Consider the following 25,523-nt stretch of genomic DNA (forward strand, 5'->3'; position numbering starts at 1 on the left):
TTACGCAAATAGACTCCATGCTCTCAAGGAAGACATGGATTATTACGTTACGAATAAATTTATCAGGAAATAAAAAATGAAATTTATGAAGCCTAAATATCTGGCGCTTTTTGTTGCAGCCGCAACAAGCTCAGTATTTGCAGCGGCGCCGGGTACACCGTCAATTACATCAGGCAATGATAAGTTTGCGCTGGTAGAGGTGGATCAGGCGGCACAGGACTACAACAACCTCATCAAAGTGCATAAAGATGGCGTTGACGTGAAGGTGGAGTGGAACGTCTGGAGCGGCGATGCCCCAACGTCTGCAAAAGTTTTGCTGGACGGCAAGACCGTCTGGACCGGTGCGGGTAGTGCCGCAGGCTCTGCAACCTTTAAAGTGAAGAAAGGCGGACGCTATCAGGAGCAGGTTGAGCTGTGTAACGACAGCGGCTGCACCAAGAGCGCCAGCAAGCTGATCATCGTGGCGGATACCGACGGTAGCCACCTGCTTCCTCTGAACACCCCGCTGCTGGAAAACAACAAAGCGTTCGCGCAGCACACCGATAAAGTGGTTGGCGCTTACTTCCCTGAGTGGGGCGTGTACGACCGTAACTTCTCGGCAGACAAAATTCCTGTCGCGAACATTAACCACCTGCTGTACGGCTTCATTCCAATCTGTGGCGGCGACGGCATTAACGACAGCGCCAAATCCTCCGGCGCGCTGGAGTCTCTGAAACGCGCCTGTCAGGGCCGCCAGGACTACACCGTGGCGATCCACGACCCGTGGGCTGCGCTGCAAAAACCTCAGCAGGGCGTAAGCAACTGGGACGACCCGTACAAAGGCAACTACGGCCAGCTGATGGCGATGAAAAAAGCCCATCCTGATCTGAAAATCCTGCCATCCGTAGGCGGCTGGACTCTGTCTGACCCGTTCTATCAGATGGATAACAAAGTGCTGCGCGACCGCTTCGTTGCGTCCGTTAAAGACTTCCTGACCACCTGGAAAGTGTTCGACGGTGTGGATATCGACTGGGAATTCCCGGGCGGCGGCGGTGAGAACGCCAAGCTGGGTAACCCGCAGACCGACAAAGCAACTTACACCGCGCTGATGCATGACCTGCGTCAGATGCTGAACGAGCTGTCTGCGGAAACTGGCCGTACCTACGAGCTGACCACGGCAATCGGTGCAGGTAAAGATAAGATCGAAGACGTGGACTACAACACCGCGCAGCAGTACATCGACCATATCTTCCTGATGAGCTACGACTTCTACGGTGCGTGGAGTAATACCGATTTGGGTCACCAGACCGCGCTGTACGGTGCGTCCTGGAAACCAGATACCAACTACACCACCGATAACGCAGTGAAAGAGATGCTGGCGCAGGGCGTTCAGCCTGGCAAGATCGTCGTCGGTGCGGGCATGTATGGCCGCGGCTGGACCGGCGTTCACGGTTACACGGGTGACAATCCATTCACCGGTACCGCGACGGGTCCAATCAAAGGGACATGGGAAAACGGTATTGTTGACTACCGTCAGATTGTAAACCAGATGCTGGGCAAACCAGGCTGGGAATACAAATACGACGAAGCAGCAGAAGCGCCGTACGTGTTCAACAAATCCACCGGTGAGCTGGTGACATACGATAACGCCCGTTCCGTCAATGCGAAAGGCAAATACGTGCTGAACAAAAACCTGGGTGGTTTGTTCGCATGGTCTATCGAATCCGATAACGGCGATATCCTGAATGCCATGAATGAAAGCCTGCTGGGCGGCAGCTCTACGCCTGTTGAGCCGGTTGTAACCAACCATGCGCCGGTCGCTTCTGCAACCGACATGACGGTAACGGGCCCGGCGACTGTCACGCTCGACGGCTCAGCCTCCAGCGACCAGGACGGCGATGCGCTGACCTATAAATGGACGCAGGTTTCCGGCGCCACCGTGACCCTGGCGAACAGCACCCAAGCGAAAGCCAGCTTCAGCGTACCGGCCGTGACTAGCGATCAGAACCTGGTGTTCCGCCTGACCGTGACCGACGCGAAAGGGTTGAGCAACGCTATCGACGTACAGGTAGTGAACAAAGCGCCTAAGGCCAACCAGGCTCCGGTGATCAATGCCATGGAATCCGTTACCGTTGAATCCGGTGAAGCGATTTCTCTGCATGCACAAGCCTCCGATCCTGATGGCGATGCGCTGACCTACAGCTGGAGCGTACCGGCTGATATGAACGCAACGGGTACCGATACTGCTAACGTTCGCATCACTGCGCCAGAGGTGAACAATACCTCTTCTTACACGCTGAGCGTTGTTGTGACGGATGGTAAAACCAGCGTGCAGTCTAACGTGCAGGTGACTGTGAATCCAAAACCGGCTGACGTAACGCCACCGGCTGATGAGGTGACCCCTCCGGCTGACGATGTGACCCCACCAGCTGACGATGTGACCCCTCCGGCTGATGATGTGACTCCGCCATCTGACGAAGGTTCTGCAACCGGTAGCTGCGACGCGCCTGTCGATGCTAACGCCAGCAAATATGCTGCCTGGGATGCCAGCAAAATCTACAACAATGGCGATACCGTAAGCTTCGACCATCTGGTGTGGAAAGCGAAGTACTGGACGCAGGGCAACCAGCCTGGCTTCGGTGTGGATGCATGGGAACTGGTGAGCAACGTGAAGATGAACTGGCGTTCTGACCTGGTCTATAACGGCGGTGATACCACCACTTACCAGGGCAGCGTTTACCGTGCCAAATGGTGGACCCGTGGTGATAACCCGGCTAACAGCGATGTATGGGTAAAAGAAGGCGCAGCAACAGACTGCAAATAATCTAGCCCAATAATTGCTCCCCCCTTATTGGGGGGAGCAATTCAAACTTCATTTTACAGGATGTTGGCCAGGAGAAATAACCGCAAATGTCAGCAGGTAAAAATGAAAAAGTTAATATTGTTGTTATTGATAATAAGCCAAAGCGCACTGGCAAATTGTTGGGACAGAGCTGCGCATTATTATCATGTCGATCCTTATTTGCTGTATGCCATTGCTAACGTTGAATCCGGGATGAACCCGTATGCGGTTGGGCAAAACCACGATGGCACTCGCGATGTGGGATTAATGCAAATAAACAGCTCGCACTTTACGGAGCTTGAGAGCAAAGGCATTGATGAATATCAGTTGATGGCCGAACCCTGTACCTCAATTATGGTGGGAGCGTCAATTCTCTCAAACATGATTAAGGTCTACGGCTATAACTGGGAAGCGGTGGGTGCCTATAACGCCGGGTTGAAAAAAGAGAATTATCCGCAGCGTATGATGTATGCCCACAAAGTCTGGAAAAAATATCAGGAATTGAAATTAGCAGCGCGTTATTAACGTTTTTTATTTTTGAAGAATTCCTTATGGTGTTCTTCGAAAAGTGAAAACAGCTGTCTGTGGTTTATTTATTAATGGATTAATACATAAACCGGGATTCTTTTTTTAATCTTAACGAAACAGGAATATTGAAATGAACAAAAGGACGTTACTGAGTGTACTTGTTGCTGGTGCTTGCGTTGCACCTTTTATGGCGCAGGCTGCCTCTTTGCAGGCGACCACCGGCGAGCCGTACACCATGAAAGCCAGCGATCTGGCGAAGAAAGAGCAGGAGCTCACTAACTTCCCGCTGATGACCTCCGTTAAAGAGACGATTCAGACCCTTGATAACGCGCAGGTCGAAATGATTGAGCCAGGCCGTGCGGCGAACCCGGACAACGTTAAGCGCGTGGAAGGGATCGTGAAGGCCAGCGACTGGGATTATCTCTTCCCGCTGCGCGCTCAGGCCTATACCTACAGCAACTTCCTGAAAGCCGTAGGTAAATTCCCGGCGCTGTGTAAGACCTATAACGACGGTCGCGACAGCGATGCGATCTGCCGCAAAGAGCTGGCCACCATGTTTGCCCACTTTGCCCAGGAAACCGGCGGCCACGAAAGCTGGCGTCCGGAAGCCGAGTGGCGTCAGGCGCTGGTCCACGTGCGTGAAATGGGCTGGAGCGAAGGGCAGAAGGGCGGCTATAACGGCGAATGTGACCCGAAAGTATGGCAGGGCCAGACCTGGCCGTGCGGTAAGGATAAAGACGGCGACTTCCTGAGCTACTTCGGTCGCGGCGCGAAGCAGCTGTCCTACAACTACAACTACGGTCCGTTCTCCGAAGCAATGTACGGCGACGTGCGTACCCTGCTGGATAAACCTGAGCTGGTGGCGGATACCTGGCTGAACCTGGCGAGCGCGATCTTCTTCTTCGCCTACCCGCAGCCGCCAAAACCAAGCATGCTGCAGGTTATCGACGGCACGTGGCAGCCGAACGATCATGATAAAGCCAACGGTCTGGTCCCTGGCTTCGGCGTGACCACCCAGATCATCAACGGCGGCGTAGAGTGCGGCGGCCCGACTGAAATTGCTCAGTCTCAGAACCGTATCAAGTACTACAAAGAGTTCGCGAACTACCTGAAAGTGCCTGTTCCGGCCAATGAAGTGCTGGGCTGCGCCAACATGAAGCAGTTCGACGAATACGGTGCCGGTGCCCTGAAGATTTACTGGGAACAGGACTGGGGATGGAGCCCGGATACGCCAAACGGTTCAACCTATGCGTGCCAGCTGGTGGGCTACCAGACGCCGTTCAGCGCGTTCAAAGAGGGCGACTACACCAAGTGCGTGCAGAAGTTCTATAACGTGAATATCGTGAATGACGACGGTTCTGCGGTGAAGCCGGACGAAACCCCGGTCACACCAACGCCTACGCCATCTGAAGACGTCACGCCGACCCCAGCGCCAACGCCGGATGAAACCCCTGCTGAACCTGTCGCGGTGAACCACGCGCCGGTTGCGCAGATTGCGGGTCCAATCGGTGCCGTTGAAGCGGGTGCGCAGGTGTCTCTGAGCGCGGAAGGCTCTACCGACGCGGACGGCAACAAGCTGACCTACACCTGGCATTCTCAGGATGGCCAGACTGTGACCGGCGAAGATAAAGCGGTGGTGACCTTCAAGGCGCCTGAGTCCGCAACGGCGCAGCAGATTGAAATCAGCCTGACCGTCAGCGATGGCGAGCTGAGCAATACCACCACTTACCTGCTGAACGTGAAAGCGAAAGCGGCAACGCCATCAGGTGACGAAGGTGCTTACCAGGCGTGGAGCGCGAACAGCAAGTACAACGCAGGTGATATCGTGAACAACCACGGTAAACTGTTCCAGTGCAAACCGTTCCCGTACAGCGGCTGGTGTAACAACTCCCCGGCATACTATGAACCAGGCGCAGGTCTGGCATGGGCTGATGCCTGGACGGCTCTGTAAAAGCAAACGGCAACCGAAAGGTTGCCGTTTTAGTATCTGCACTTTCCCCTCACCCTAACCCTCTCCCCGGAGGGGCGAGGGGATGTAGGCCCGGTAAGGCGAAGCCGCCACCGGGCAAAAAGGCTAGCGGTGCAACTTCCCGTGATCCCGTAACCACGCTGCCGTGCGCACAATGCCTTCATCCAGCGTCACAATCGGCTTATACCCCAGCTCAGTCTCCGCGCGCGTGATATCCAGCGTAAAATCAAAGTTAAGCTTCGATACGCCGTAGTGCGTCAGCGCGGGCTCTTTGGCGGATTTACTGCCAAAACGCTCCATGCTGCGGGCGATCATGTCCAGCATCGGGTAGGGCACGGAACGGATACGGCAGTCGATCTGCAGTTCATTAATCAGCCGCTGCACAATGCTGCGCAACGTGCACGGTTCACCGTTGGTGATGTTATAGGCGCGACCGGAGATAAGCTTATCGCAGTCCGGCTGGCTTGCCAGCCACATGGCGTGGACGGCATTTTCGTAATAGGTCATGTCCACCAGCGCATCGCCGCCGCGCGGCAGCAGCACGCTGCCGTAGTGGTGCATCATCTGCGCCAGACGCGGAATAAACACTTTGTCGTGCGGTCCGAAGAGGCTCTGCGGGCGCAGGACGGTAAAACGGGTATGCGGGTTTGACTGCGCCAGCAGATCGATCACCTCTTCGCTGGCCGCCTTGCTGCGGGCAAACTCGCAGGCAAAGCGAGCAGGGCGGAAATCTTCCTGCACGTCGCGATGGTGGTGATAATCAAAATAGAGCGACGGGGAGGATATATGGATAAAGTTACGCACGCCCCAGGCGACGGCCCATTCGCCCAGACGACGCGTGGCGCGCACGTTGGCGAGATCGAAGGCTTCCTGGGTTCCCCACGGGGAGGTAAAACTGGAGCAGTGCCACAGCGTGTCGATACCGGCGAGCATCACCTTCGCCTGCGAGGAGACCAGCTCCGTCAGGTCGGCATGGACGAACTCCGCGCCCATTTTTTGCAGCAGTTTCCCCATCGCTTCGTTGCGACCGGTGGCCCTGACGCTGATGCCCTTGTTGCGCAGAAATTCGACCGCATTTCGGCCTAAGCCGCTGGTCGCCCCGGTAACCAGTACCTTCATATCAATCCACTGTGTTGAAAAGAATTTCGTGCGCATTCTTTCGTGAATTACGATGTGTTGCAATGGGAAAGGTGAAAGAAAGAGGGTTTTATTAACTTATTTTCGTCTTTTGTTCTGCCAGTTGCGCAATGCGTTTTGCCATACCCCGGAAGATAAACAGATGGGCGGGGATCATAAACAGCCAGTAGAACAGACCCGGCATCCCGTGTGGGTGCCACCAGGCGCGAACGTCCAGTTCCCGATGGTCGCCTTTGTCCTTGAGCGTAAAGCAGAGCCGCCCCAGCCCCGGCGCCTTCATGCCGAACAGTAGCGCCAGCTGTTTTTCCGGCTCGACGACGATCACCTTCCAGCTGTCGACCGCATCGCCTGGCTTAAGATACGGATGCGCCGGGCGGCCTTTCGCCAGCCGGTGACCGACCAGCAGATCCATCGCACCGCGCGTCTGCCAGAGGATATTGCCGAAGAAATAGCGCTCTTTGCCGCCGATCTGGTTCACCACCTCCCACAGCGCGTGAAGGCTGGCAGAGGTTTTTACCGTGCAGCCCGCCTGTTTCGGGTAATAGCCGTACTCGGGGCGCCAGCGGGCAAAGGCCTGCGCGTCGTAGCCCCAGTCGCTGGAGTTCACCAGCTTCTCTTCTTCTTTCAGCGTATGCCGCACCGCGTCGTCAAAGCGGATCAACGCCTGGGGGATTAATGCGCGCAGCGCGCGATCGTCCGCCAGCAGATCGTGCTTTAGCCCCTGGATCAGTGCTTTGGCAGTCGTCGGGGGAACCGAGGTGATCACATTCAAAAACCACACCGATATCCAGCGGGTCGGGAAGGGAATGGGGATCAGCCAGCGGCGGCGTCCGCTGACGCGCATGAAATGTTCGAACTGCTCCTGATAGCTGAGCACTTCCGGGCCTGCCGCCTCCAGCACGCGGTGTTGCTCTGCCGGGTGATCCAGCAGGGCCACCAGATAGTGGAGCAAATTCTCCAGCGCAATCGGCGTGGTGCGCGAGCGCACCCAGCGCGGCGGGGTCAGCACCGGCAGGTTGTAGACCATATCGCGCATTACTTCGAAGGCGGCGGAACCCGCGCCGACGATGATCCCGGCGCGCAGTTCGGTGACGGGAATATTCGCCCCGCGCAGCGTGTCTGCCGTCAGTTGGCGGGCGCGCAGATGGTCGGACTGCTCGTGTTCGGGTGCCTGGAGCGAGCTTAAAAAAATCACCTGCTTAACCGGGGTTTGCAGCAGGGCATCGCGGACGTTCATCGCCACCTGACGCTCGTGGGCGATAAAATCCCCGCCTTCGCCCATGCTGTGGACCAGGTAGTAAAGCGTGTCGACCCCTTCCAGCAGCGCGGGGAGTTCCTTCGGCCAGTTGAGATCGACGTTGTGACAGGTCACGCCAGGCAAACCAAGCTTTTGCAGGCGCTCGGTATTGCGTGCCGCTGCCCGCACCTGATGCCCCTGCTGGCTTAATGCAGTAGTGAGGTGCTGACCGATATATCCGCTGGCGCCGAGCACCAGAATACGTTGCGGCACGTGATGCTCCTTAACGCTGTAAAAACGCCTGCCAGTGTTTCACCACGTCCGCCAGCTGTTCGCGGCTCACGTCGAGATGCATCACCAGGCGCACGACCGGGGAGGCGTTGATCATCACGCCACGCGCTTTCATAAATTCACCCAGCGCAGCGGCGTGCTCGTCGCCCACGCGCACAAAAAGCATGTTGGTGTCGTGACGCATCACGTCCGCGCCGATCTCGCGCAGCTGCGTTGCCATCCACGCGGCGTTGTCATGATCGTCCTTGAGGCGCGCCAGGTTATTTTTTAATGCGTACAGTCCGGCAGCCGCCAGAATGCCCGCCTGACGCATGCCGCCGCCGGTCATTTTACGCCAGCGGTTGGCGCGCTTGATGTAGTCTGCGCTGCCGACCAGCAGCGAACCCACCGGCGTACCCAGCCCTTTTGAGAGGCAAATGGTGAACGAGTCGCAATATTGCGTTATCTCTTTTAGCTCGCAGCCGTACTCCACGACGGCGTTGAAAATGCGTGCGCCGTCGACGTGCAGGCCGAGGTTGCGCTCGCGAGTGAATTCCCACGCTGCTTTCAGGTATTCGCGCGGCAGCACTTTACCGTTGTGGGTGTTTTCGAGGCTGAGCAGCCTGGTGCGGGCGAAGTGAATATCGTCAGCTTTGATTTTTGCCGCGACTTTATCCAGCGGCAGGGTGCCGTCCGGCGCGGCGTCAATCGGCTGCGGCTGGATGCTGCCAAGCACCGCCGCGCCGCCAGCTTCGTACAGGTAGTTATGCGCACCCTGGCCGACGATATACTCTTCACCGCGCTCGCAGTGGCTGAGCAGCGCCACCAGGTTAGCCTGCGTGCCGGTCGGCAGGAACAGCGCGGCCTCCTTGCCGCTCAGCTCTGCCGCATAGCGCTGCAGTTCGTTGACCGTCGGGTCATCGCCGTAGACGTCGTCCCCGACCGGGGCGGCCATCATCTCTTCGAGCATGGCGCGGCTCGGGCGGGTAACGGTATCACTACGCAAAACAATCATTTCACATCCCTTTATTTTAAGAGGTCATGCGAAACGTTTTACCTGAGCCAGTTGGTTTTTGCCAGTTCGATCACTTCGTCACCGCGCCCGCTGATGATGGCGCGCAGCATGTAGAGGCTAAAACCTTTGGCCTGTTCCAGCTTGATCTGCGGCGGGATCGCCAGCTCTTCTTTGGCGACGACGACGTCAACCAGTACCGGACCGTCGATGGAGAAGGCGCGCTGCAGGGCTTCATCCACCTCGGAGGCTTTCTCCACGCGAATACCGGTGATGCCGCACGCTTCGGCGATGCGGGCAAAGTTGGTGTCGTGCAGCTCGGTGCCATCCGTGAGATAGCCTCCGGCCTTCATCTCCATCGCCACGAAGCCCAGCACGCTGTTGTTAAAGACCACGATTTTCAGCGGAAGCTTCATCTGCACCACCGACAGGAAATCCCCCATCAGCATGCTGAACCCGCCGTCGCCGCACATCGCCACGACCTGACGCTCCGGTGCCGTCGCTTTTGCCCCCAGCGCCTGCGGCATGGCGTTGGCCATCGAGCCGTGGTTGAACGAGCCGAGCAGGCGACGTTTGCCGTTCATCTTCAGGTAGCGCGCCGCCCAGACGGTTGGCGTGCCCACGTCGCAGGTAAAAATAGCGTCGTCGTCCGCAAAATGGCTGATCTGCTGCGCCAGATACTGCGGATGAATGGCTTTGTCGCTCGGTTTGGCGAGATCGTCCAGCCCCTTGCGCGCGTCGCGGTAGTCGCTCAACGCTTTATCAAGGAATTTGCGGTCCGTTTTCTCTTCCAGCAGCGGCAGCAGGGCGGCAAGGGTGGATTTGATGTCCCCCACCAGCGCCATATCGACCTTGCTGTGCGCACCGATGCTGGCCGGGTTGATATCAATCTGAATGATTTTGGCGTCCGTCGGGTAGAACGCGCGGTACGGGAACTGGGTGCCGAGCAGGATCAACGTGTCGGCGTTCATCATGGTGTGGAAGCCGGAAGAAAAACCGATCAGCCCGGTCATGCCCACATCGTACGGGTTATCATATTCGACGTGCTCTTTGCCGCGCAGGGCGTGGACGATCGGCGCTTTAAGCTTTCCGGCAAATTCCAGCAGCTCTTTATGCGCGCCCGCACAGCCGCTGCCGCACATCAGGGCGATATTGCTGGAGTAGCGCAGCAGCTGCGCCAGCTTTTTCAGCTCCTCTTCGGCTGGCGTTACCACCGGCTGCGGGGCGTGATACCAGTGGGTGCTGGCCCCTTCAGGAGCAGCCTTGAGCGCCACATCTCCCGGGATAACGACCACGGAAACGCCACGGTTTAGTACGGCTTTGCGCATGGCGATCGCCAGCACCTGCGGGATCTGCTCCGGGGATGAAACCAGCTCACAGTAGTGGCTGCATTCACGGAACAGCTCCTGCGGATGCGTCTCCTGAAAATAGCCGCTGCCGATTTCGGAAGAGGGGATATGGGCGGCAATCGCCAGCACCGGCACGTGGTTACGGTGGCAGTCGAACAGGCCGTTGATCAGATGCAGGTTGCCGGGCCCGCACGAGCCTGCACACACGGCCAGTTCCCCTGTGAGCTGCGCTTCAGCACCGGCGGCGAAGGCAGCGACCTCCTCATGACGGGTCGGCATCCATTCGATGGTTTTCATCTTGTTCAGGCTGTCGCTGAGCCCGTTCAGGGAATCGCCGGTCACGCCCCAGATACGTTTTACGCCAGCCTGTTCGAGCGTTTTCGCTATATATGCAGCCACGGTTTGTTTCATGGTTGTCCGTCTCCTTTTTGTGATATCGCTTACAAGCTTAGAAGAAAGTCACTGTATTGCCCGTCAAATCCCCCCATTTAAAAGGTGCTTTTCAGGCGCCACGCTTCGGCATAATCTGGTGATGCCTCAGTGAAAAAAGGAATCATTTCAAATGGTTAAATCATTGTTAATTGCTGTTAATGAAAAGCTATCGTACGACGATCTCGGCAAACTCTTGTTACGACTTGCCGTCGGTGGGCTGATGCTTTTTCACGGTTTGCATAAGCTGTTTGGTGGCGTGGGCTTTATCAGCGGCATGCTGGTAGAGAAAGGGCTGCCGGGATTTATTGCCCACGGCGTGTTGATTGGCGAAGTGGTGGCACCGATCCTGATTATTGTCGGGCTCTTTACGCGCCCGGCCGCGCTGGTGCTGGCGTTTACGATGATCGTGGCATGGCTGATGGTGGGAGTGGGTGAAACGTTCGCGCTCGATAAGGTTGGGGCATGGGCGATTGAAAGTCTGGTGTACTTCTTTGTTGGCTCGCTGGCGGTGGCGTGTTTAGGGGCAGGGCGGTTTGCGTTAGGGAAAGCGCCTGCGTGGCAATAAAGCTGGGTACTGAAAATATAAGGGTCTCTGGACTTTTTTTATTGGTGGTTTTTAAGTCTTTGATTTTATTAAGCGGAATTATTTGTGATGAAAAAAGGGTTTAAGAGGTATTTTTTGAGGGGAATTCTTTATCTGACAAGGTGATAGGTGTAGATTGTTCCCTTCACTGCCGTACAGGCAGCTTAGAAATGAATTGGGATTGACGGGCCATTCAGGTTGTCGTTCACTGCCGTACAGGCAGCATGCACAACGTAGGCCGGGTAAACGCAGTGCCACCCGGCAAAAAAGCCCGGTGGCGCTAGCGCTTACCGGGCCTACGATCGAACGTTTATTGCTTATGCGAGGACCAAATCCCCCTGCGGATGGCACGAGCACGCCAGCACGTAACCCTCGGCAATTTCCGCGTCGGACAGCGTCATGGTGCTGGTGACGGTATATTCCCCGGAAACCACTTTCGTTTTACAGCAGCCGCACACGCCCGCACGGCAGGCCGCGACTACCGGCACCTTGTTGCTTTCCAGCGCTTCCAGCAGCGTGGTGCCCACGCGGCCAAAGAAGGTCTGTGCGGGCTGCAGTTTGGTGAACTGAATCCCGCTGGTTGCCGCTTCCGCCACCGGCGTGAAGAACTGCTCTTTGAAGAAGCGGGTCACGCCAAGCGCTCTAACTTCTTTCTCCACGATATCCATGTACGGCGCCGGGCCGCAGGTCATCACGGTACGGTTCGCAATATCCGGCACGCTTTGCAGCAACTCGCGGCTCAGGCGACCGGGCACAAAACCGTGGGTCGCGTTGTGTTCCGCCACCAGCGTCACCGGATAATCACGCCACTCATCGGCAAAAATCACATCTTCCGGAGAGCGCACGCTGAAGATTGTCTGCACGTCGACCTGCGGGCGGTTCTTCGCCAGCCAGCGGCGCATCGACATGATCGGCGTTACGCCACAGCCCGCCGCCAGCAGAAGGAATTTATCGTCTGCCTTGTCGTCACAGGTGAAATCCCCCTGCGCGTCAGACAGCCAGATGTAATCTCCGCGCTTCACGTCACGGGTCAGCCACTGGGAGCCTGCACCGTCATCAATGCGGCGGATAGTGAGCGTAATGTACTCGCTCACGCCCGGCGTGGAGGAGATCGTATAGGCGCGAAGCGTGTCCGCCGAGTTGCGAATGCTGACCAGCGCATACTGGCCCGCACGGTACGGATAGTAGTCGTGGCAGAGCAGCGACAGCGTCCACACATCCGGCGTCTCCTGATGGATGTGATGAACCTGCATCCGCCACGGACATTGTGAGGTTGGCATGGTCATGAATCGCTCCTTACGCGCTCAGCAGTTGCTTCATATCATCTTCAACATTGGTCACGGAACGCAGACCGAATTTCTCGTTCAGCACCGCCAGCAGGTCCGGCGTCAGGAAGCCTGGCGCCGTCGGGCCGGTCACGATGTTGGTTACGCCCAAAGAGAGCAGGGTCAGCAGGATGACAATCGCTTTCTGCTCGAACCAGGAGAGCACCAGGGACAGCGGCAGATCGTTGACGCCGCAGCCGAGTTTTTCCGCCAGCGTGACCGCCAGAATGATGGCCGAGTAAGCATCATTGCACTGGCCTGCATCAATCAGGCGCGGCAGGCCTTCGATGTTGCCGAAGTCCAGCTTGTTGAAACGGTATTTACCGCACGCCAGGGTCAGGATCAGGCAATCATCCGGCACGCTGGTGGCGAAATCGGTGAAGTAGTTACGCTCGCCGCGCGCGCCGTCGCATCCCCCAACGAGGAAGATGTGGCGCAGCTTTTCACGGCTGACGAGGTCAATCAGAGAATCTGCCGCACCCAGCAGCGTTTCGCGACCGAAGCCAACGGTGATCAGATGTTCGATTTCGCTGTACGGGAAGCCCGCCATCTGCTGCGCCTGCTCGATAACCGGACCGAAATCGTCGCCTTCAAGGTGGCTCACGCCCGGCCAGCCGACGATGCTGCGGGTCCAGATGCGGTCGTCATACGCGCCCACGGTAGGGTCGATGATGCAGTTTGAGGTCATCACGATAGGGCCAGGGAAGCGGGCGAACTCTACCTGCTGATTTTGCCAGCCGCTGCCGTAGTTACCCACCAGATGCTTGAACTTGCGCAGTTCCGGGTAGCCGTGGGCGGGCAGCATTTCGCCGTGGGTATAGACGTTAACGCCGGTGCCTTCGGCCTGCTTCAGCAGGTTGTAGAGATCTTTCAGGTCGTGGCCGGAAATCAGGATGCATTTGCCTTCGGTCGCTTTGACGTTGACCTGCGTCGGGGTCGGATGACCGTAAGTGCTGGTTTCACCGGCATCCAGAATGCTCATGACCTTGAAGTTCATCTGGCCGATTTCCATTGCGCACTCGAGCAGGGCGTTCATGTCGGAAGGCCAGGTGCCGAGCCACGCCATAATTTTGTGGTACTGGGCGTAAATGTCGTTATCTGACTTCCCGAGAACGTGCGCGTGTTCCATATAGGCCGCTGCACCTTTCAGGCCGTACAGGCACAGCAGACGCAGGCCGAGGATGTTCTCGCCAATCGCCGCTTTGTCCTTATTAGGGGTAAATTCTGCGGCCTGGCGCTGTAGCTCGCCCAGGTCGTCGCTCACCAGCTGAAGCTCCGCCATTGGGTTGTCCACGCGGGCACTGGTATCGGCATTCAGGCACTGCGCTTTCAAAGCTTCGCGCAGGGCAATCGCTTCGCGGGCATAGCCGACGATGCGCGGAGAATCGAAGTTGACGTTAGTCAGCGTGGAGAAAAACGCGCGCGGCGCGAAGCTGTCGACGTAATGGTCGACGATGCCGTATTCACGGGCTTTGAAGGCCCAGGCGGAAAGACCATGCAGGGCGGCTATCAGCAGATCCTGCAGGTCTGATGTTTCTGCGGTTTTACCGCACATACCCTGCGCGTAAGAGCAGCCGTTGCCTGCCGGGGTACGGATGGTTTGTTCACATTGCACACAAAACATAATCACACCTGTAAAAGTTATATTTAATATACATGTTTAAGGGTATGCCTGTGCCAGAACGGTGAAAAGAGCTTTCTGCGACAAAATAGAGGGAGATTGATTTAGCGCAATTTTGGCGGCAGGAGCCCTACCGCCACAGAGGTATCAGGCAGAGAAAAACGCCATCAGGACGGGAACCAGCAGGCTCAAAATAAAGCCGTGAACGATGGCTGCGGGCACCATCTCCAGCCCGCCAGAACGCTGGAGGACCGGCAGGGTAAAGTCCATCGACGTGGCGCCGCACAGGCCCAGTGCCGTCGAGCGGCTGCGGCGAACCAGACCCGGGATCAGCATGATGGCAATCAGCTCTCGAGCCAGATCGTTAAAGAAGGCAGCGCTGCCGATCACCGGGCCGAAGGATTCGGTCAGCAGAATACCGGAGAGGGAGTACCAGCCAAACCCGGAGGCCATCGCCAGGCCGGTTTTCAGCGGCAGATCGAGAATAAAGGCATTAATCACGCCCGCGACCATTGAGCTGACGACAACCATAACGGCAACGATCATTCCCCGACGGTTCAGGACAATCTGTTTCAGCGTCATACCGTTATTTCGCAGCTGAATACCAATCAGGAACAGCAGGAAGATCAGGGTATATTCGCTGGCGTCCGTCGCGTGCTGCAAAAATGTCCATCCGGTAAGGCCCAGAAGAAATCCAAGCACCACGACGCCGCAGAGCTTTAATGATTCCAGCGCCATTGCAATTCGGGAGGGAAGCTTTTCCTGGTGGTGATTATTTTTCCACGGAATAGTGCGTTCCAGCCACAGCAGGGCGGCAATATTGCACAGCAAAATAACCACCACGGTGACCGCAGAATAATGCAGGATGGAAAGTAAATTTGTCGCCAGATTATCCAGGAAGGCCAGGCTGATCCCCATAAAGAACAGAATGACGTAAACAATCCAGCTGAGAAAACGGTTAATAAGCTTTAAGGCCGATTCATGACGCAGCGGAATAAGATAGCCCACAATCAGGGGCAGCAGAATAATGAGGAGTCCTGAAAACATGAACAGCCGGTCCTTTTGAGTTTCTGTTAAGCGCCAGAGACACTACCCAATAAAGGCTGTCAGGTAAAGGAGCAATAAAAAAGCCGGGTGGCGGCTGCGCCTTACCCGGCTTGTGTCTATGTGGGGGTGCGGCCTGTTGCCCTCACCCCGGCCCTCTCCCACGGGGAGAGGGAGGGAAAGATTAATCGCGTTTTTCCAGCAGAGTGCGGTACAGCACGCCGCCCAGAATACCGCCGACGATCGGCATCACCCAGAACAGCCAAAGCTGCTCAAGCGCCCAGCCGCCCTGGAAAATGGCGACGGCGGTGCTGCGCGCCGGGTTAACGGAGGTGTTGGTCACCGGAATGGAGATCAGGTGGATCAGCGTCAGCGCCAGACCAATGGCGATGGGCGCGAAGCCTGCAGGCGCGTGTTTGTCGGTTGCACCGTGGATCACCAGCAGGAAGCCTGCGGTCAGTACAATTTCAATTACAATGGCAGAAAGCATGGAATAACCGCCCGGAGAGTGTTCGCCAAAGCCGTTAGAGGCGAAGCCGCTGGCCGCCGCGTCAAAGCCTGCTTTACCGCTGGCAATGACGTACAGCACGCCCGCCGCAATAATACCGCCAACCACCTGCGCCACGATGTAGCCAATAACCTCTTTCGCCGGGAAACGTCCGCCCGCCCATAAGCCTAATGTCACCGCCGGGTTAAAATGACCGCCGGAAATATGCCCCACGGCGAAAGCCATGGTTAATACGGTTAAGCCAAATGCCAGCGCGACGCCGACAAAACCAATACCTAATTCCGGGAATGCTGCTGCCAGAACGGCGCTGCCGCAGCCACCAAATACCAGCCAGAATGTACCAAAGCATTCTGCTGCCAATTTTCTAAACATAACCACCTCAAAATAATTTTCCACGCGTTTTCCCGCGCGCGGGATATATCGCCATAAAGGGATGACGACTCAAAGAGCCCGTATTTTAAAAACCAACAACATCCCTTCGCCACTTAAATAAATTCGGTTAATTTGATTTAAGGCAATGTGATGTTAATCCTTGTTCAAATCAGCGGTAAATAGAGCATAGTTCAAATCCCGCAAGGGTGAATGTTCTGCTGTCGTGCCAGGGTTCCTGCCGCTATACTGCTGATAACTTAAAGGAAAAAGTGATCATTTCGCGGGGGATCTATGCTTCTCGAACGTGTGGAAATTGTCGGGTTTCGCGGTATTAACCGCCTGTCGCTGCAGCTGGAGCAGAACAACGTCCTGATCGGCGAGAACGCGTGGGGTAAGTCCAGCCTGCTTGATGCGCTGACGCTGCTGCTTTCACCCGAAGACAAGCTGTATCACTTCGTCCACGATGATTTCTGGTTCCCGCCCGGCGATATCGCGGGCCGCGAGAAGCACCTGCATATCATCCTGACGTTCCGTGAATCCGAACCCGGCCGTCACCGCGTGCGTCGCTTCCGCCCGCTGTCGCCCTGCTGGGTGCCCTGCGACGACGGTTTCCACCGGATTTTCTATCGGCTGGAAGGTGAGATGGCGGAAAACGAGGGGGTACTGACCCTGCGTGAATTTCTCGATGAGAAAGCCAACCCGATTCCGCTGGAGAATATCGACGATCTGGCGCGTCACCTTATCCGCCTGACGCCGGTGTTACGCCTGCGCGATGCGCGCTTTATGCGCCGTATTCGTAACGGCACCGTACCGAATATGCCGGAGGTGGAAGTCACCGCCCGCGAGCTGGATTTCCTGGCGCGAGAGCTGGTGTCGCGTCCGCAAAACCTCACCGATGGTCAAATTCGTCAGGGGCTGTCGGCGATGGTGCAACTGCTGGAGCACTATTTTTCCGAGCAGGGCACCTCGGAGTCGCGCCATCGTTTGATGCGCCGCCGTTCTCATGATGAACAGCGCAGCTGGCGCTATCTCGACATCATCAACCGGATGATCGACCGGCCCGGTGGGCGTACCCATCGGGTGATTTTGCTGGGGCTGTTTTCAACGCTTCTGCAGGCGAAGGGCACCGTGCGTCTTGACCGGGATGCCCGCCCGCTGCTGCTGGTGGAAGATCCGGAAACGCGCCTGCACCCCATCATGCTCTCCGTGGCGTGGCACCTGCTGAATCTGCTGCCGCTCCAGCGGATTACCACCACCAACTCCGGTGAGCTGCTCTCGCTGACGCCGGTGGAGCACATCTGCCGTCTGGTGCGCGAGTCCTCCCGCGTATCCGCGTACCGTCTCGGGCCCGGCGGGATGAACGCCGAAGATGGGCGGAGAATCGCGTTTCATATACGCTTTAATCGCGCCTCGTCGCTCTTCGCCCGCTGCTGGCTGCTGGTGGAAGGGGAAACGGAGACCTGGGTCATCAATGAACTGGCGCGCCAGTGCGGCCACCATTTTGATGCAGAAGGTATTAAGGTGATCGAATTTGCCCAGTCGGGATTAAAACCGCTGATAAAATTTGCCCGCCGAATGGGAATTGAATGGCATGTGCTGGTGGACGGCGACGAGGCGGGGAAAAAATATGCCTCAACCGTGCGCAGCCTGCTGAACAACGAGCGTGAAGAAGAACGGGATCATTTAACGATGCTGCCCGCGATGGACATGGAGCATTTTATGTACCGTCAGGGCTTTGACGACGTATTCCACCGCATTGCGATGGTGCCGGTCGACGTCCCGATGAACATGCGGCGCGTGATCGCCAAAGCGATTCACCGTTCGTCGAAACCGGACTTAGCCATTGAAGTGGCGACGGAAGCGGGAAGGCGGGGCGTAGAGGCGGTTCCGACCCTGCTGCGGAAAATGTTCTCCCGCGTGCTGTGGCTGGCACGCGGAAGGGCGGATTAACGTTCGGTCGCCTGTTTCACCTGCTGAATCAGGCTATCCAGCAGCGCGTAGCGGCGACGGTATTCGGCGCGTTTCTTGCTCGCGATCTCTTCTATGGGTTTACGCGGCATGGCAAGCGGCAGCATAAAGTGGCCGCTCTCCTGTTTTTCCCCACCGAGGGAACTCCAGAAGCCGTCGTAATCGGCCAGCAGTTTTCCCTCTTTTTTCTTGCGGTAGCGCCAGCTGCGATAAATATGGGTGGCATTACTGACGGCAACAATCTGCACGACCGGGAATGCGGCGCCGAACGTCATGGCGGCTTCAACCAGCAGGCGTTTCGGGAACAGACCGTGGCAGGCCTTCGTCGCTTTCTGGATCAGCTCATGGGGAACATGCGCTTTCGCGCCCTGCAAACCGCCGATGAACAGCGTCGATTTTCCTTCAAACTGGCAGAGCGTAAAGGTTAGCTCCGCCAGCACCGTATTCTGAACGTCGCAGAAGGTGAGGGTGGCCTCTCCCTCTTTATCCAGGAACGCATCGGCACACAGGCGGACGGTAAATTGCTGTTCATCTTTCCCGGTTAAGGTCAGCAGCGTAGTCCCCTGCGTCGAAAGATAGCCCTTCAGGAGCGTGGCCGGGAGCTGGCGGCTCATGGCCTGATAGTGCCAGTTCAGGGATTCCAGCGCGTGCTGGCGATCCATCTTCACCGTCAGCCAGGGACGATGAAGCCGACACGGCAGACCGGGCTGCACCTGCAGCATCTGCATCAGACGCGGCTGCTTAGCGAGGTTTGTTAACAGGCGAGACGTGCTCACGGGCGTCGCCAGAGAACGCAGCATGAACTTGCGGCGATAGGCGGGGTTCTGCCATGCAAGGCCGGGCGCGATCTTGCCGAACGCCAGATTTTTGAAGAGCTGCCAGCCGGATGTCGGCTGCGTCAGGTTTGGAAGAGGTGTATCGACGATAGAAGACATGATAAATCCTGAGTCTTTTGGAATACCGCTATTTCAGCAGGGGAAATATCAACGTCTTGTAAACAAATTAGGGTGATTTCGGAGAACAGGGGTTTCGTTAAGGAGTCGTTTAGATAGAATCAACGTTTATTATTGCCAGAACATTTATTTGGAATATTTATGAACCTCAAGGGAAAACGCAGAACGCTGTTTCTGCTGCTGGCGCTGGTGATTGTAGCCGGTGGATTCTGGTTATGGCAGGTGCTTAACGCGCCTGTGCCGCAGTACCAGACGCTGATCGTTCGTCCGGGTGAACTGCAGCAAAATGTCCTTGCGACGGGCAAACTTGATGCGCTGCGCAAAGTTGACGTCGGCGCTCAGGTCAGCGGCCAGCTGAAAACGCTGTCGGTAGAGATTGGCGACAAGGTGAAAAAAGGCCAGCTGCTTGGCGTTATCGATCCCGAGCAGGCTGAGAACCAGATCCGCGAAGTGGAAGCGACGCTGATGGAGCTGCGCGCGCAGCGTGCGCAGGCGCAGGCAGAGCGTAACCTGGCGCAGGTGACGCTGACCCGCCAGCAGGCGCTGGCGAAAACCCAGGCTATCTCGAAACAGGATTTAGACACCGCCGCGACTGAACTGGCAGTGAAACAGGCGCAGATTGGCACGATCGACGCGCAAATCAAGCGTAATCAGGCCTCGCTGGATACGGCGAAAACCAATCTTGATTACACAAAGATCGTCGCGCCGATGGCCGGGGAAGTGACGCAAATTACCACGCTGCAGGGCCAGACGGTGATTGCCGCCCAGCAGGCGCCAAATATTCTGACGCTGGCGGACATGAGCACCATGCTGGTGAAGGCCCAGGTCTCCGAGGCGGACGTGATCCATCTTAAGCCGGGTCAGAATGCCTGGTTTACCGTACTCGGCGATCCGCAGACCCGCTACGAAGGCGTGCTGAAAGACATTCTGCCGACGCCGGAAAAGGTTAACGACGCCATTTTCTACTATGCGCGTTTTGAAGTGCCAAACCCGAAGGGCGTGCTGCGCCTGGACATGACCGCGCAGGTGCACATCCAGCTGACCGGCGTGAAGAACGTGCTGACCGTTCCGCTCTCCGCGCTGGGTGAATCCGCCGGGGACAATCGCTACAAGGTGAAAGTGCTGCGCAACGGTGAAACGCGCGAGCGCGAGGTGGTGATTGGCGCGCGCAACGACACCGACGTGGTGGTGGAGAAAGGGCTGGAAGAGGGCGAGGAGGTTGTTGTCAGCGAAAGCCTGCCCGGAGCCGCTAAATGACCGCGCTGCTTGAGCTGAAGGACATTCGTCGCAGCTATCCGTCCGGCGACGGCCCGGTGGAGGTGCTGAAAGGCATCTCCCTGAGCGTGGAGGCGGGCGAGATGGTAGCGATTGTAGGCGCATCGGGCTCCGGTAAATCGACGCTGATGAACATTCTCGGCTGTCTGGATAAACCCACCAGCGGTACGTACCGCGTGGCCGGGACGGACGTCTCGACGCTGGACGGCGACGCGCTGGCGAAGCTGCGCCGGGAACACTTTGGCTTTATCTTCCAGCGTTACCACTTGCTCTCTCACCTGAGCGCGGCGCAGAACGTGGAGGTTCCCGCGGTGTATGCGGGCGTTGAGCGGAAGAAACGCCTCGAGCGCGCGAAGGCGCTGTTAACGCGTCTGGGGCTGGCGGAGCGGGTGGAGTACCAGCCGTCGCAGCTGTCCGGCGGCCAGCAGCAGCGCGTGAGTATTGCCCGCGCCCTGATGAACGGCGGGCAGGTGATCCTCGCGGATGAACCGACCGGGGCGCTCGACAGCCGCTCCGGCGAAGAGGTGATGGCGATCCTGCACCAGCTGCGCGATCAGGGCCACACGGTGATTATCGTTACCCACGATCCGCAGGTGGCAAAGCAGGCCGAACGGATTATAGAGATCCACGACGGCGAGCTGGTGAGCAACCCGCCGCCGCGTGAGTCCCGCGCGGCGGCACCGAAGGAAGCGCTGCCTGCGTCGACCGGCTGGGCGCAGTTCTCCAGCGGCTTTCGTGAAGCGCTGACCATGGCCTGGCTGGCGATGGCGGCCAACAAAATGCGCACCCTGCTGACCATGCTCGGCATCATTATCGGTATTGCCTCGGTGGTATCGATTGTGGTGGTGGGCGACGCGGCCAAGCAGCTGGTGCTGGCGGATATCCGCGCCATCGGGACCAACACCATTGACGTTTATCCCGGCAAAGACTTCGGCGACGACGAGCCGCAGTATCAGCAGGCGCTCAAGTATGACGATCTGGCGGCGATTCAGAAGCAGCCGTGGGTGAACTCCGCCACGCCTGCGGTCTCGCAAAACCTGCGTCTGCGCTACGGCAACATCGACGTGGCGGCCAGCGCCAACGGCGTGAGCGGCGACTACTTCAACGTCTACGGCATGACCTTCAGCGAAGGCGCCACCTTCAACGCCGAGCAGCTTGCGGGGAGGGCGCAGGTGGTGGTGCTGGACGCCAACTCGCGCAGGCAGCTTTTCCCCAATAAAGCGAACGTGGTGGGCGAAGTGATCCTCGTTGGCAACATGCCTGCCACGGTCATTGGCGTGGCGGAAGAGAAGCAGTCGATGTTCGGCAGCAGCAAGATCCTGCGCGTCTGGCTGCCGTATACCACCATCTCCGGGCGGATTATGGGCCAGTCGTGGCTTAACTCCATCACCGTGCGCGTGAAGGAGGGCTACGACAGCGCGCTGGCGGAACAGCAGCTGGAACGGCTGTTAACGTTGCGCCATGGGAAGAAGGATTTCTTCACCTGGAATATGGACGGCCTCTTGAAAACGGCGGAAAAGACCACACGTACTCTTCAGCTGTTCCTGACGCTGGTGGCGGTGATCTCGCTGGTCGTTGGCGGTATCGGGGTGATGAACATCATGCTGGTGTCGGTAACTGAACGCACCCGGGAGATTGGCATCCGCATGGCGGTCGGGGCAAGGGCCAGCGACGTGCTTCAGCAGTTTTTAATTGAAGCGGTGCTGGTATGCCTGGTGGGCGGCGCGATGGGCATTGCGCTCTCGATGATGATTGCCTTTGCGCTCCAGCTCTTCTTACCCGGCTGGGAGATTGGCTTCTCGCCGATGGCGATACTCACCGCGTTTTTGTGTTCCACCTTTACCGGGATTTTGTTTGGCTGGCTGCCCGCGCGCAACGCGGCGCGGCTGGATCCTGTGGACGCGCTGGCTCGGGAATAACCCGAAAATAAAAATGCCAGCCGATCGGGCTGGCATTTTGACTGCGTGATGTACACAATAAAACAGAGAGCTATGCAACCGTTTCTGCTTCAACGGGTACGATTAGGCTTGCATGATTGCCTTTTGGTCCCTGGTGTACATCGAACCGGACGGACTGCCCGGCTTTGAGCGTCCTGTAACCATCCATCTGAATGGTGGAATAGTGAGCGAAGATATCTTCGCCGCCGCCTTCGGGGCAGATGAAGCCAAACCCCTTGGCGTTGTTGAACCACTTAACAGTACCCATTTCCATGCTTCGACATCCTTCGTAAATCTTATAAATTAAGATGGAATGAACCGGTGGTGGAGTGGGGGCTGTTCAAAACCTCGCCATCTCACGCTTGTACAATTTAGATAAACGAAAGACGTCGTCAAGCGTTTGGCGCTGGAGTTGGGACAATAATCAACCAAAGTTTGAAGCAGTTAACGCTATTGCAACAGTTTGTGACAGACATCGCGGATGACAGTAATAGATGATTGTTATCTAACATCTGAGGTAGATTCAAAGTGGTTATGCAAAATGGGTAAGACCAACGACTGGCTGGATTTTGACCAGCTGGCGGAAGATAAAGTGCGCGACGCGCTAAAACCGCCATCTATGTATAAAGTTATGTTAATGAACGATGATTACACGCCGATGGAATTTGTTATTGACGTGCTACAAAAGTTCTTTTCTTATGATGTAGAACGTGCAACGCAACTGATGCTTACCGTTCATTATCGTGGCAAAGCTATCTGCGGCATTTTTACCGCCGAAGTGGCGGAAACCAAAGTGGCGATGGTGAACGACTATGCGAGGGAGAACGAGCATCCGTTGCTGTGTACGCTGGAAAAGGCCTGATAAGGCATAAAATTGGGGGAGGTGCCTATGCTCAATCAAGAACTGGAACTCAGTTTAAACATGGCTTTCGCCAGAGCGCGTGAGCACCGACATGAGTTTATGACCGTCGAGCATTTACTGCTCGCACTGCTTAGCAACCCATCTGCCCGCGAAGCGCTGGAAGCCTGCTCCGTGGATCTGGTGGCGCTACGTCAGGAACTCGAAGCCTTCATCGAACAAACCACACCGGTGCTGCCAGCCAGTGAAGAGGAGCGCGACACGCAGCCGACGCTCAGCTTCCAGCGCGTGCTGCAGCGCGCGGTTTTCCACGTCCAGTCTTCCGGACGTAGCGAAGTGACTGGCGCAAACGTCTTAGTCGCCATCTTCAGCGAGCAGGAGTCACAGGCTGCCTACCTGCTGCGCAAACACGAAGTTAGCCGCCTCGACGTGGTTAACTTTATTTCTCACGGAACGCGCAAAGACGAGCCTAACCAGGCATCGGATTCCAGCAATCAGGTCAATAACAATGAAGAGCAAGCAGGCGGGGAGGATCGTATGGAAAACTTCACCACCAACCTTAATCAGCTTGCTCGCGTTGGCGGCATCGACCCGCTGATTGGCCGCGATAAAGAGCTGGAGCGCGCGATTCAGGTGCTGTGCCGTCGCCGCAAGAACAACCCGCTGCTGGTGGGCGAGTCAGGCGTGGGTAAAACGGCGATTGCCGAAGGTCTTGCCTGGCGCATTGTGCAGGGCGACGTGCCGGAAGTGATTGCCGACTGCACCATCTACTCGCTGGATATTGGCTCGCTGCTGGCGGGCACTAAATACCGCGGTGATTTTGAAAAACGCTTCAAGGCGCTGTTAAAACAGCTGGAGCAGGACACCAACAGCATCCTGTTTATCGATGAGATCCACACCATCATCGGCGCAGGTGCGGCTTCCGGTGGCCAGGTGGATGCGGCAAACCTGATCAAACCGCTGCTTTCAAGCGGCAAGATCCGCGTGATGGGCTCCACGACGTACCAGGAGTTCAGCAATATTTTTGAGAAAGATCGCGCGCTGGCGCGTCGTTTCCAGAAAATCGACGTCACCGAGCCGTCGGTTGACGAAACGGTGCAGATCATCAACGGCCTGAAAACCAAGTACGAAGCGCACCACGACGTGCGTTACACCGCGAAAGCGGTGCGTGCGGCGGTGGAGCTGGCGGTGAAATACATCAACGACCGTCACCTGCCGGATAAGGCGATTGACGTGATTGATGAGGCCGGGGCGCGTGCGCGCCTGATGCCGGCCAGCAAGCGTAAGAAAACCGTTAACGTGGCGGATATCGAGTCCGTGGTCGCCCGCATCGCGCGTATTCCTGAGAAGAGCGTTTCTCAGAGCGACCGCGATACGCTGCGTACCCTCGGCAATCGCCTGAAAATGCTGGTCTTTGGTCAGGATAAAGCCATTGAGGCCTTAACCGAAGCGATCAAGATGACCCGTGCCGGACTGGGGCATGACCACAAGCCCGTTGGTTCCTTCCTGTTTGCCGGTCCGACCGGCGTGGGGAAAACCGAGGTGACGGTTCAGCTCTCCAAAGCGCTGGGCATTGAGCTGCTGCGCTTTGATATGTCCGAGTATATGGAGCGTCACACCGTCAGCCGTTTGATTGGTGCACCTCCGGGCTACGTGGGCTTTGACCAGGGCGGCCTGCTCACTGACGCGGTGATCAAGCATCCGCACGCGGTCCTGCTGCTCGATGAAATCGAGAAAGCGCATCCGGACGTGTTCAACATCCTGTTGCAGGTGATGGACAACGGGACGCTGACCGATAACAACGGGCGCAAGGCGGACTTCCGCAACGTGGTGCTGGTGATGACCACTAACGCCGGGGTACGTGAAACCGAGCGCAAATCCATCGGCCTGATCCACCAGGATAACAGCACCGATGCGATGGAGGAGATCAAGAAGATCTTCACGCCGGAGTTCCGTAACCGTCTGGACAACATTATCTGGTTCGATCACCTGTCTACCGAAGTGATCCACCAGGTCGTAGACAAGTTCATCGTCGAGCTGCAGGTTCAGCTGGATCAGAAAGGCGTGTCGCTGGAAGTGAGCCAGGAGGCCCGCAACTGGCTGGCCGAGAAAGGCTACGACCGTGCGATGGGCGCCCGTCCGATGGCGCGCGTGATTCAGGACAACCTGAAGAAACCGCTTGCGAACGAGCTGCTGTTTGGCTCGCTGGTGGACGGCGGTCAGGTGACCGTGGCGCTGGACCAGGCGAAGAACGAACTGACGTACGATTTCCAGAGTGCAGCGAAGCACAAGCCGGAAGCGGCTCACTGAGTTGTAAGGTAAA

Annotated in this window: 19 protein-coding genes; 9 read left to right on the top strand and 10 right to left on the bottom strand. The window is 57.2% G+C overall.

The genetic code is table 11. The features are described 5' to 3' along the window. The first annotated feature begins 76 nt into the window (after positions 1-76). The 3 genes from ACMWL8_RS19465 to ACMWL8_RS19475 all read left to right on the top strand — a co-directional run bounded on the left by ACMWL8_RS19465 (position 77) and on the right by ACMWL8_RS19475 (position 5,300). Positions 77-2,803 (top strand): glycosyl hydrolase family 18 protein, encoded by a 2,727-nt coding sequence (locus ACMWL8_RS19465; RefSeq protein ID WP_045261798.1) that lies wholly within the window; start codon positions 77-79, stop codon positions 2,801-2,803. A gap of 102 nt (positions 2,804-2,905) precedes the next feature. Continuing rightward, the gene (iagB, locus tag ACMWL8_RS19470; RefSeq protein WP_045261797.1) at positions 2,906-3,346 is read left to right on the top strand and encodes a type III secretion system invasion protein IagB; all 441 of its coding nucleotides are present in this window, start codon (positions 2,906-2,908) and stop codon (positions 3,344-3,346) included. A 133-nt stretch (positions 3,347-3,479) separates the two neighbouring features. Next, entirely contained in the window at positions 3,480-5,300 is a 1,821-nt protein-coding gene (locus ACMWL8_RS19475; RefSeq protein WP_045261796.1) for a chitinase, read from the top strand. Positions 5,301-5,423: 123 nt separating this feature from the next. Here ACMWL8_RS19475 and ACMWL8_RS19480 read toward each other — a convergent pair whose 3' ends face one another. The 4 genes from ACMWL8_RS19480 to poxB all read right to left on the bottom strand — a co-directional run bounded on the left by ACMWL8_RS19480 (position 5,424) and on the right by poxB (position 10,734). Then, positions 5,424-6,437, bottom strand: coding sequence for an NAD-dependent epimerase/dehydratase family protein (locus ACMWL8_RS19480; RefSeq protein ID WP_052683057.1), 1,014 nt, complete (start codon positions 6,435-6,437; stop codon positions 5,424-5,426). A 91-nt stretch (positions 6,438-6,528) separates the two neighbouring features. Beyond that, positions 6,529-7,965, bottom strand: coding sequence for an SDR family oxidoreductase (locus ACMWL8_RS19485; RefSeq protein ID WP_045261794.1), 1,437 nt, complete (start codon positions 7,963-7,965; stop codon positions 6,529-6,531). A gap of 10 nt (positions 7,966-7,975) precedes the next feature. Next, positions 7,976-8,977 (bottom strand): low-specificity L-threonine aldolase, encoded by a 1,002-nt coding sequence (gene ltaE, locus ACMWL8_RS19490; RefSeq protein WP_414751611.1) that lies wholly within the window; start codon positions 8,975-8,977, stop codon positions 7,976-7,978. A gap of 38 nt (positions 8,978-9,015) precedes the next feature. Next, a complete protein-coding gene (gene poxB, locus ACMWL8_RS19495; protein WP_041910648.1) occupies positions 9,016-10,734 on the bottom strand; it encodes a ubiquinone-dependent pyruvate dehydrogenase in 1,719 nt (572 codons plus the stop codon). Positions 10,735-10,885: 151 nt separating this feature from the next. On the opposite strand from poxB, the gene ACMWL8_RS19500 reads away from it, so the two are divergent. After that, positions 10,886-11,320, top strand: coding sequence for a DoxX family protein (locus ACMWL8_RS19500; protein ID WP_045261792.1), 435 nt, complete (start codon positions 10,886-10,888; stop codon positions 11,318-11,320). 335 nt (positions 11,321-11,655) lie between these two features. Here ACMWL8_RS19500 and hcr read toward each other — a convergent pair whose 3' ends face one another. The 4 genes from hcr to aqpZ form a co-directional block, all read right to left on the bottom strand. Continuing rightward, positions 11,656-12,624: an NADH oxidoreductase gene (hcr, locus tag ACMWL8_RS19505; RefSeq protein ID WP_045261791.1), complete on the bottom strand. Its 969-nt coding sequence runs from the start codon at positions 12,622-12,624 to the stop codon at positions 11,656-11,658. A 10-nt stretch (positions 12,625-12,634) separates the two neighbouring features. Continuing rightward, entirely contained in the window at positions 12,635-14,287 is a 1,653-nt protein-coding gene (hcp, locus tag ACMWL8_RS19510) for a hydroxylamine reductase (protein WP_045261790.1), read from the bottom strand. A 144-nt stretch (positions 14,288-14,431) separates the two neighbouring features. After that, on the bottom strand, positions 14,432-15,331 hold the full coding sequence (locus ACMWL8_RS19515) for a lysine exporter LysO family protein (RefSeq protein WP_028012543.1): 900 nt from the start codon (positions 15,329-15,331) through the stop codon (positions 14,432-14,434). Positions 15,332-15,512: 181 nt separating this feature from the next. Next, the gene (gene aqpZ, locus ACMWL8_RS19520) at positions 15,513-16,208 is read right to left on the bottom strand and encodes an aquaporin Z (RefSeq protein ID WP_028012545.1); all 696 of its coding nucleotides are present in this window, start codon (positions 16,206-16,208) and stop codon (positions 15,513-15,515) included. Positions 16,209-16,499: 291 nt separating this feature from the next. On the opposite strand from aqpZ, the gene ACMWL8_RS19525 reads away from it, so the two are divergent. Further along, positions 16,500-18,158, top strand: coding sequence for an ATP-dependent endonuclease (locus ACMWL8_RS19525; protein ID WP_041910643.1), 1,659 nt, complete (start codon positions 16,500-16,502; stop codon positions 18,156-18,158). On the opposite strand, the gene ACMWL8_RS19530 is transcribed toward ACMWL8_RS19525, so the two are convergent. Then, entirely contained in the window at positions 18,155-19,111 is a 957-nt protein-coding gene (locus tag ACMWL8_RS19530) for a VirK/YbjX family protein (RefSeq protein WP_045261789.1), read from the bottom strand. The genes ACMWL8_RS19525 and ACMWL8_RS19530 overlap by 4 nt on opposite strands. Before the next feature lie 159 nt (positions 19,112-19,270). On the opposite strand from ACMWL8_RS19530, the gene macA reads away from it, so the two are divergent. Next, positions 19,271-20,386 carry a macrolide transporter subunit MacA gene (gene macA, locus ACMWL8_RS19535; RefSeq protein WP_041910641.1) on the top strand — a complete coding sequence of 372 codons (1,116 nt, stop codon included), beginning with the start codon at positions 19,271-19,273 and terminating at the stop codon, positions 20,384-20,386. Beyond that, positions 20,383-22,323, top strand: a complete 1,941-nt coding sequence (gene macB, locus ACMWL8_RS19540) for a macrolide ABC transporter ATP-binding protein/permease MacB (protein ID WP_045261788.1) — start codon at positions 20,383-20,385, stop codon at positions 22,321-22,323. The genes macA and macB overlap by 4 nt, the downstream gene beginning before the upstream one ends. Before the next feature lie 70 nt (positions 22,324-22,393). Here macB and cspD read toward each other — a convergent pair whose 3' ends face one another. Further along, positions 22,394-22,615 (bottom strand): cold shock-like protein CspD, encoded by a 222-nt coding sequence (gene cspD / locus ACMWL8_RS19545; RefSeq protein ID WP_006809408.1) that lies wholly within the window; start codon positions 22,613-22,615, stop codon positions 22,394-22,396. A 267-nt stretch (positions 22,616-22,882) separates the two neighbouring features. On the opposite strand from cspD, the gene clpS reads away from it, so the two are divergent. Further along, entirely contained in the window at positions 22,883-23,203 is a 321-nt protein-coding gene (gene clpS / locus ACMWL8_RS19550) for an ATP-dependent Clp protease adapter ClpS (RefSeq protein WP_006174393.1), read from the top strand. Between the two features lie 27 nt (positions 23,204-23,230). After that, positions 23,231-25,510 (top strand): ATP-dependent Clp protease ATP-binding subunit ClpA, encoded by a 2,280-nt coding sequence (clpA, locus tag ACMWL8_RS19555; RefSeq protein WP_241276713.1) that lies wholly within the window; start codon positions 23,231-23,233, stop codon positions 25,508-25,510. Positions 25,511-25,523 lie beyond the last annotated feature (13 nt).

Source organism: Enterobacter sp. 04-C-12-SI-ECC, assembly GCF_047530715.1.
Taxonomy (GTDB): domain Bacteria; phylum Pseudomonadota; class Gammaproteobacteria; order Enterobacterales; family Enterobacteriaceae; genus Enterobacter; species Enterobacter bugandensis.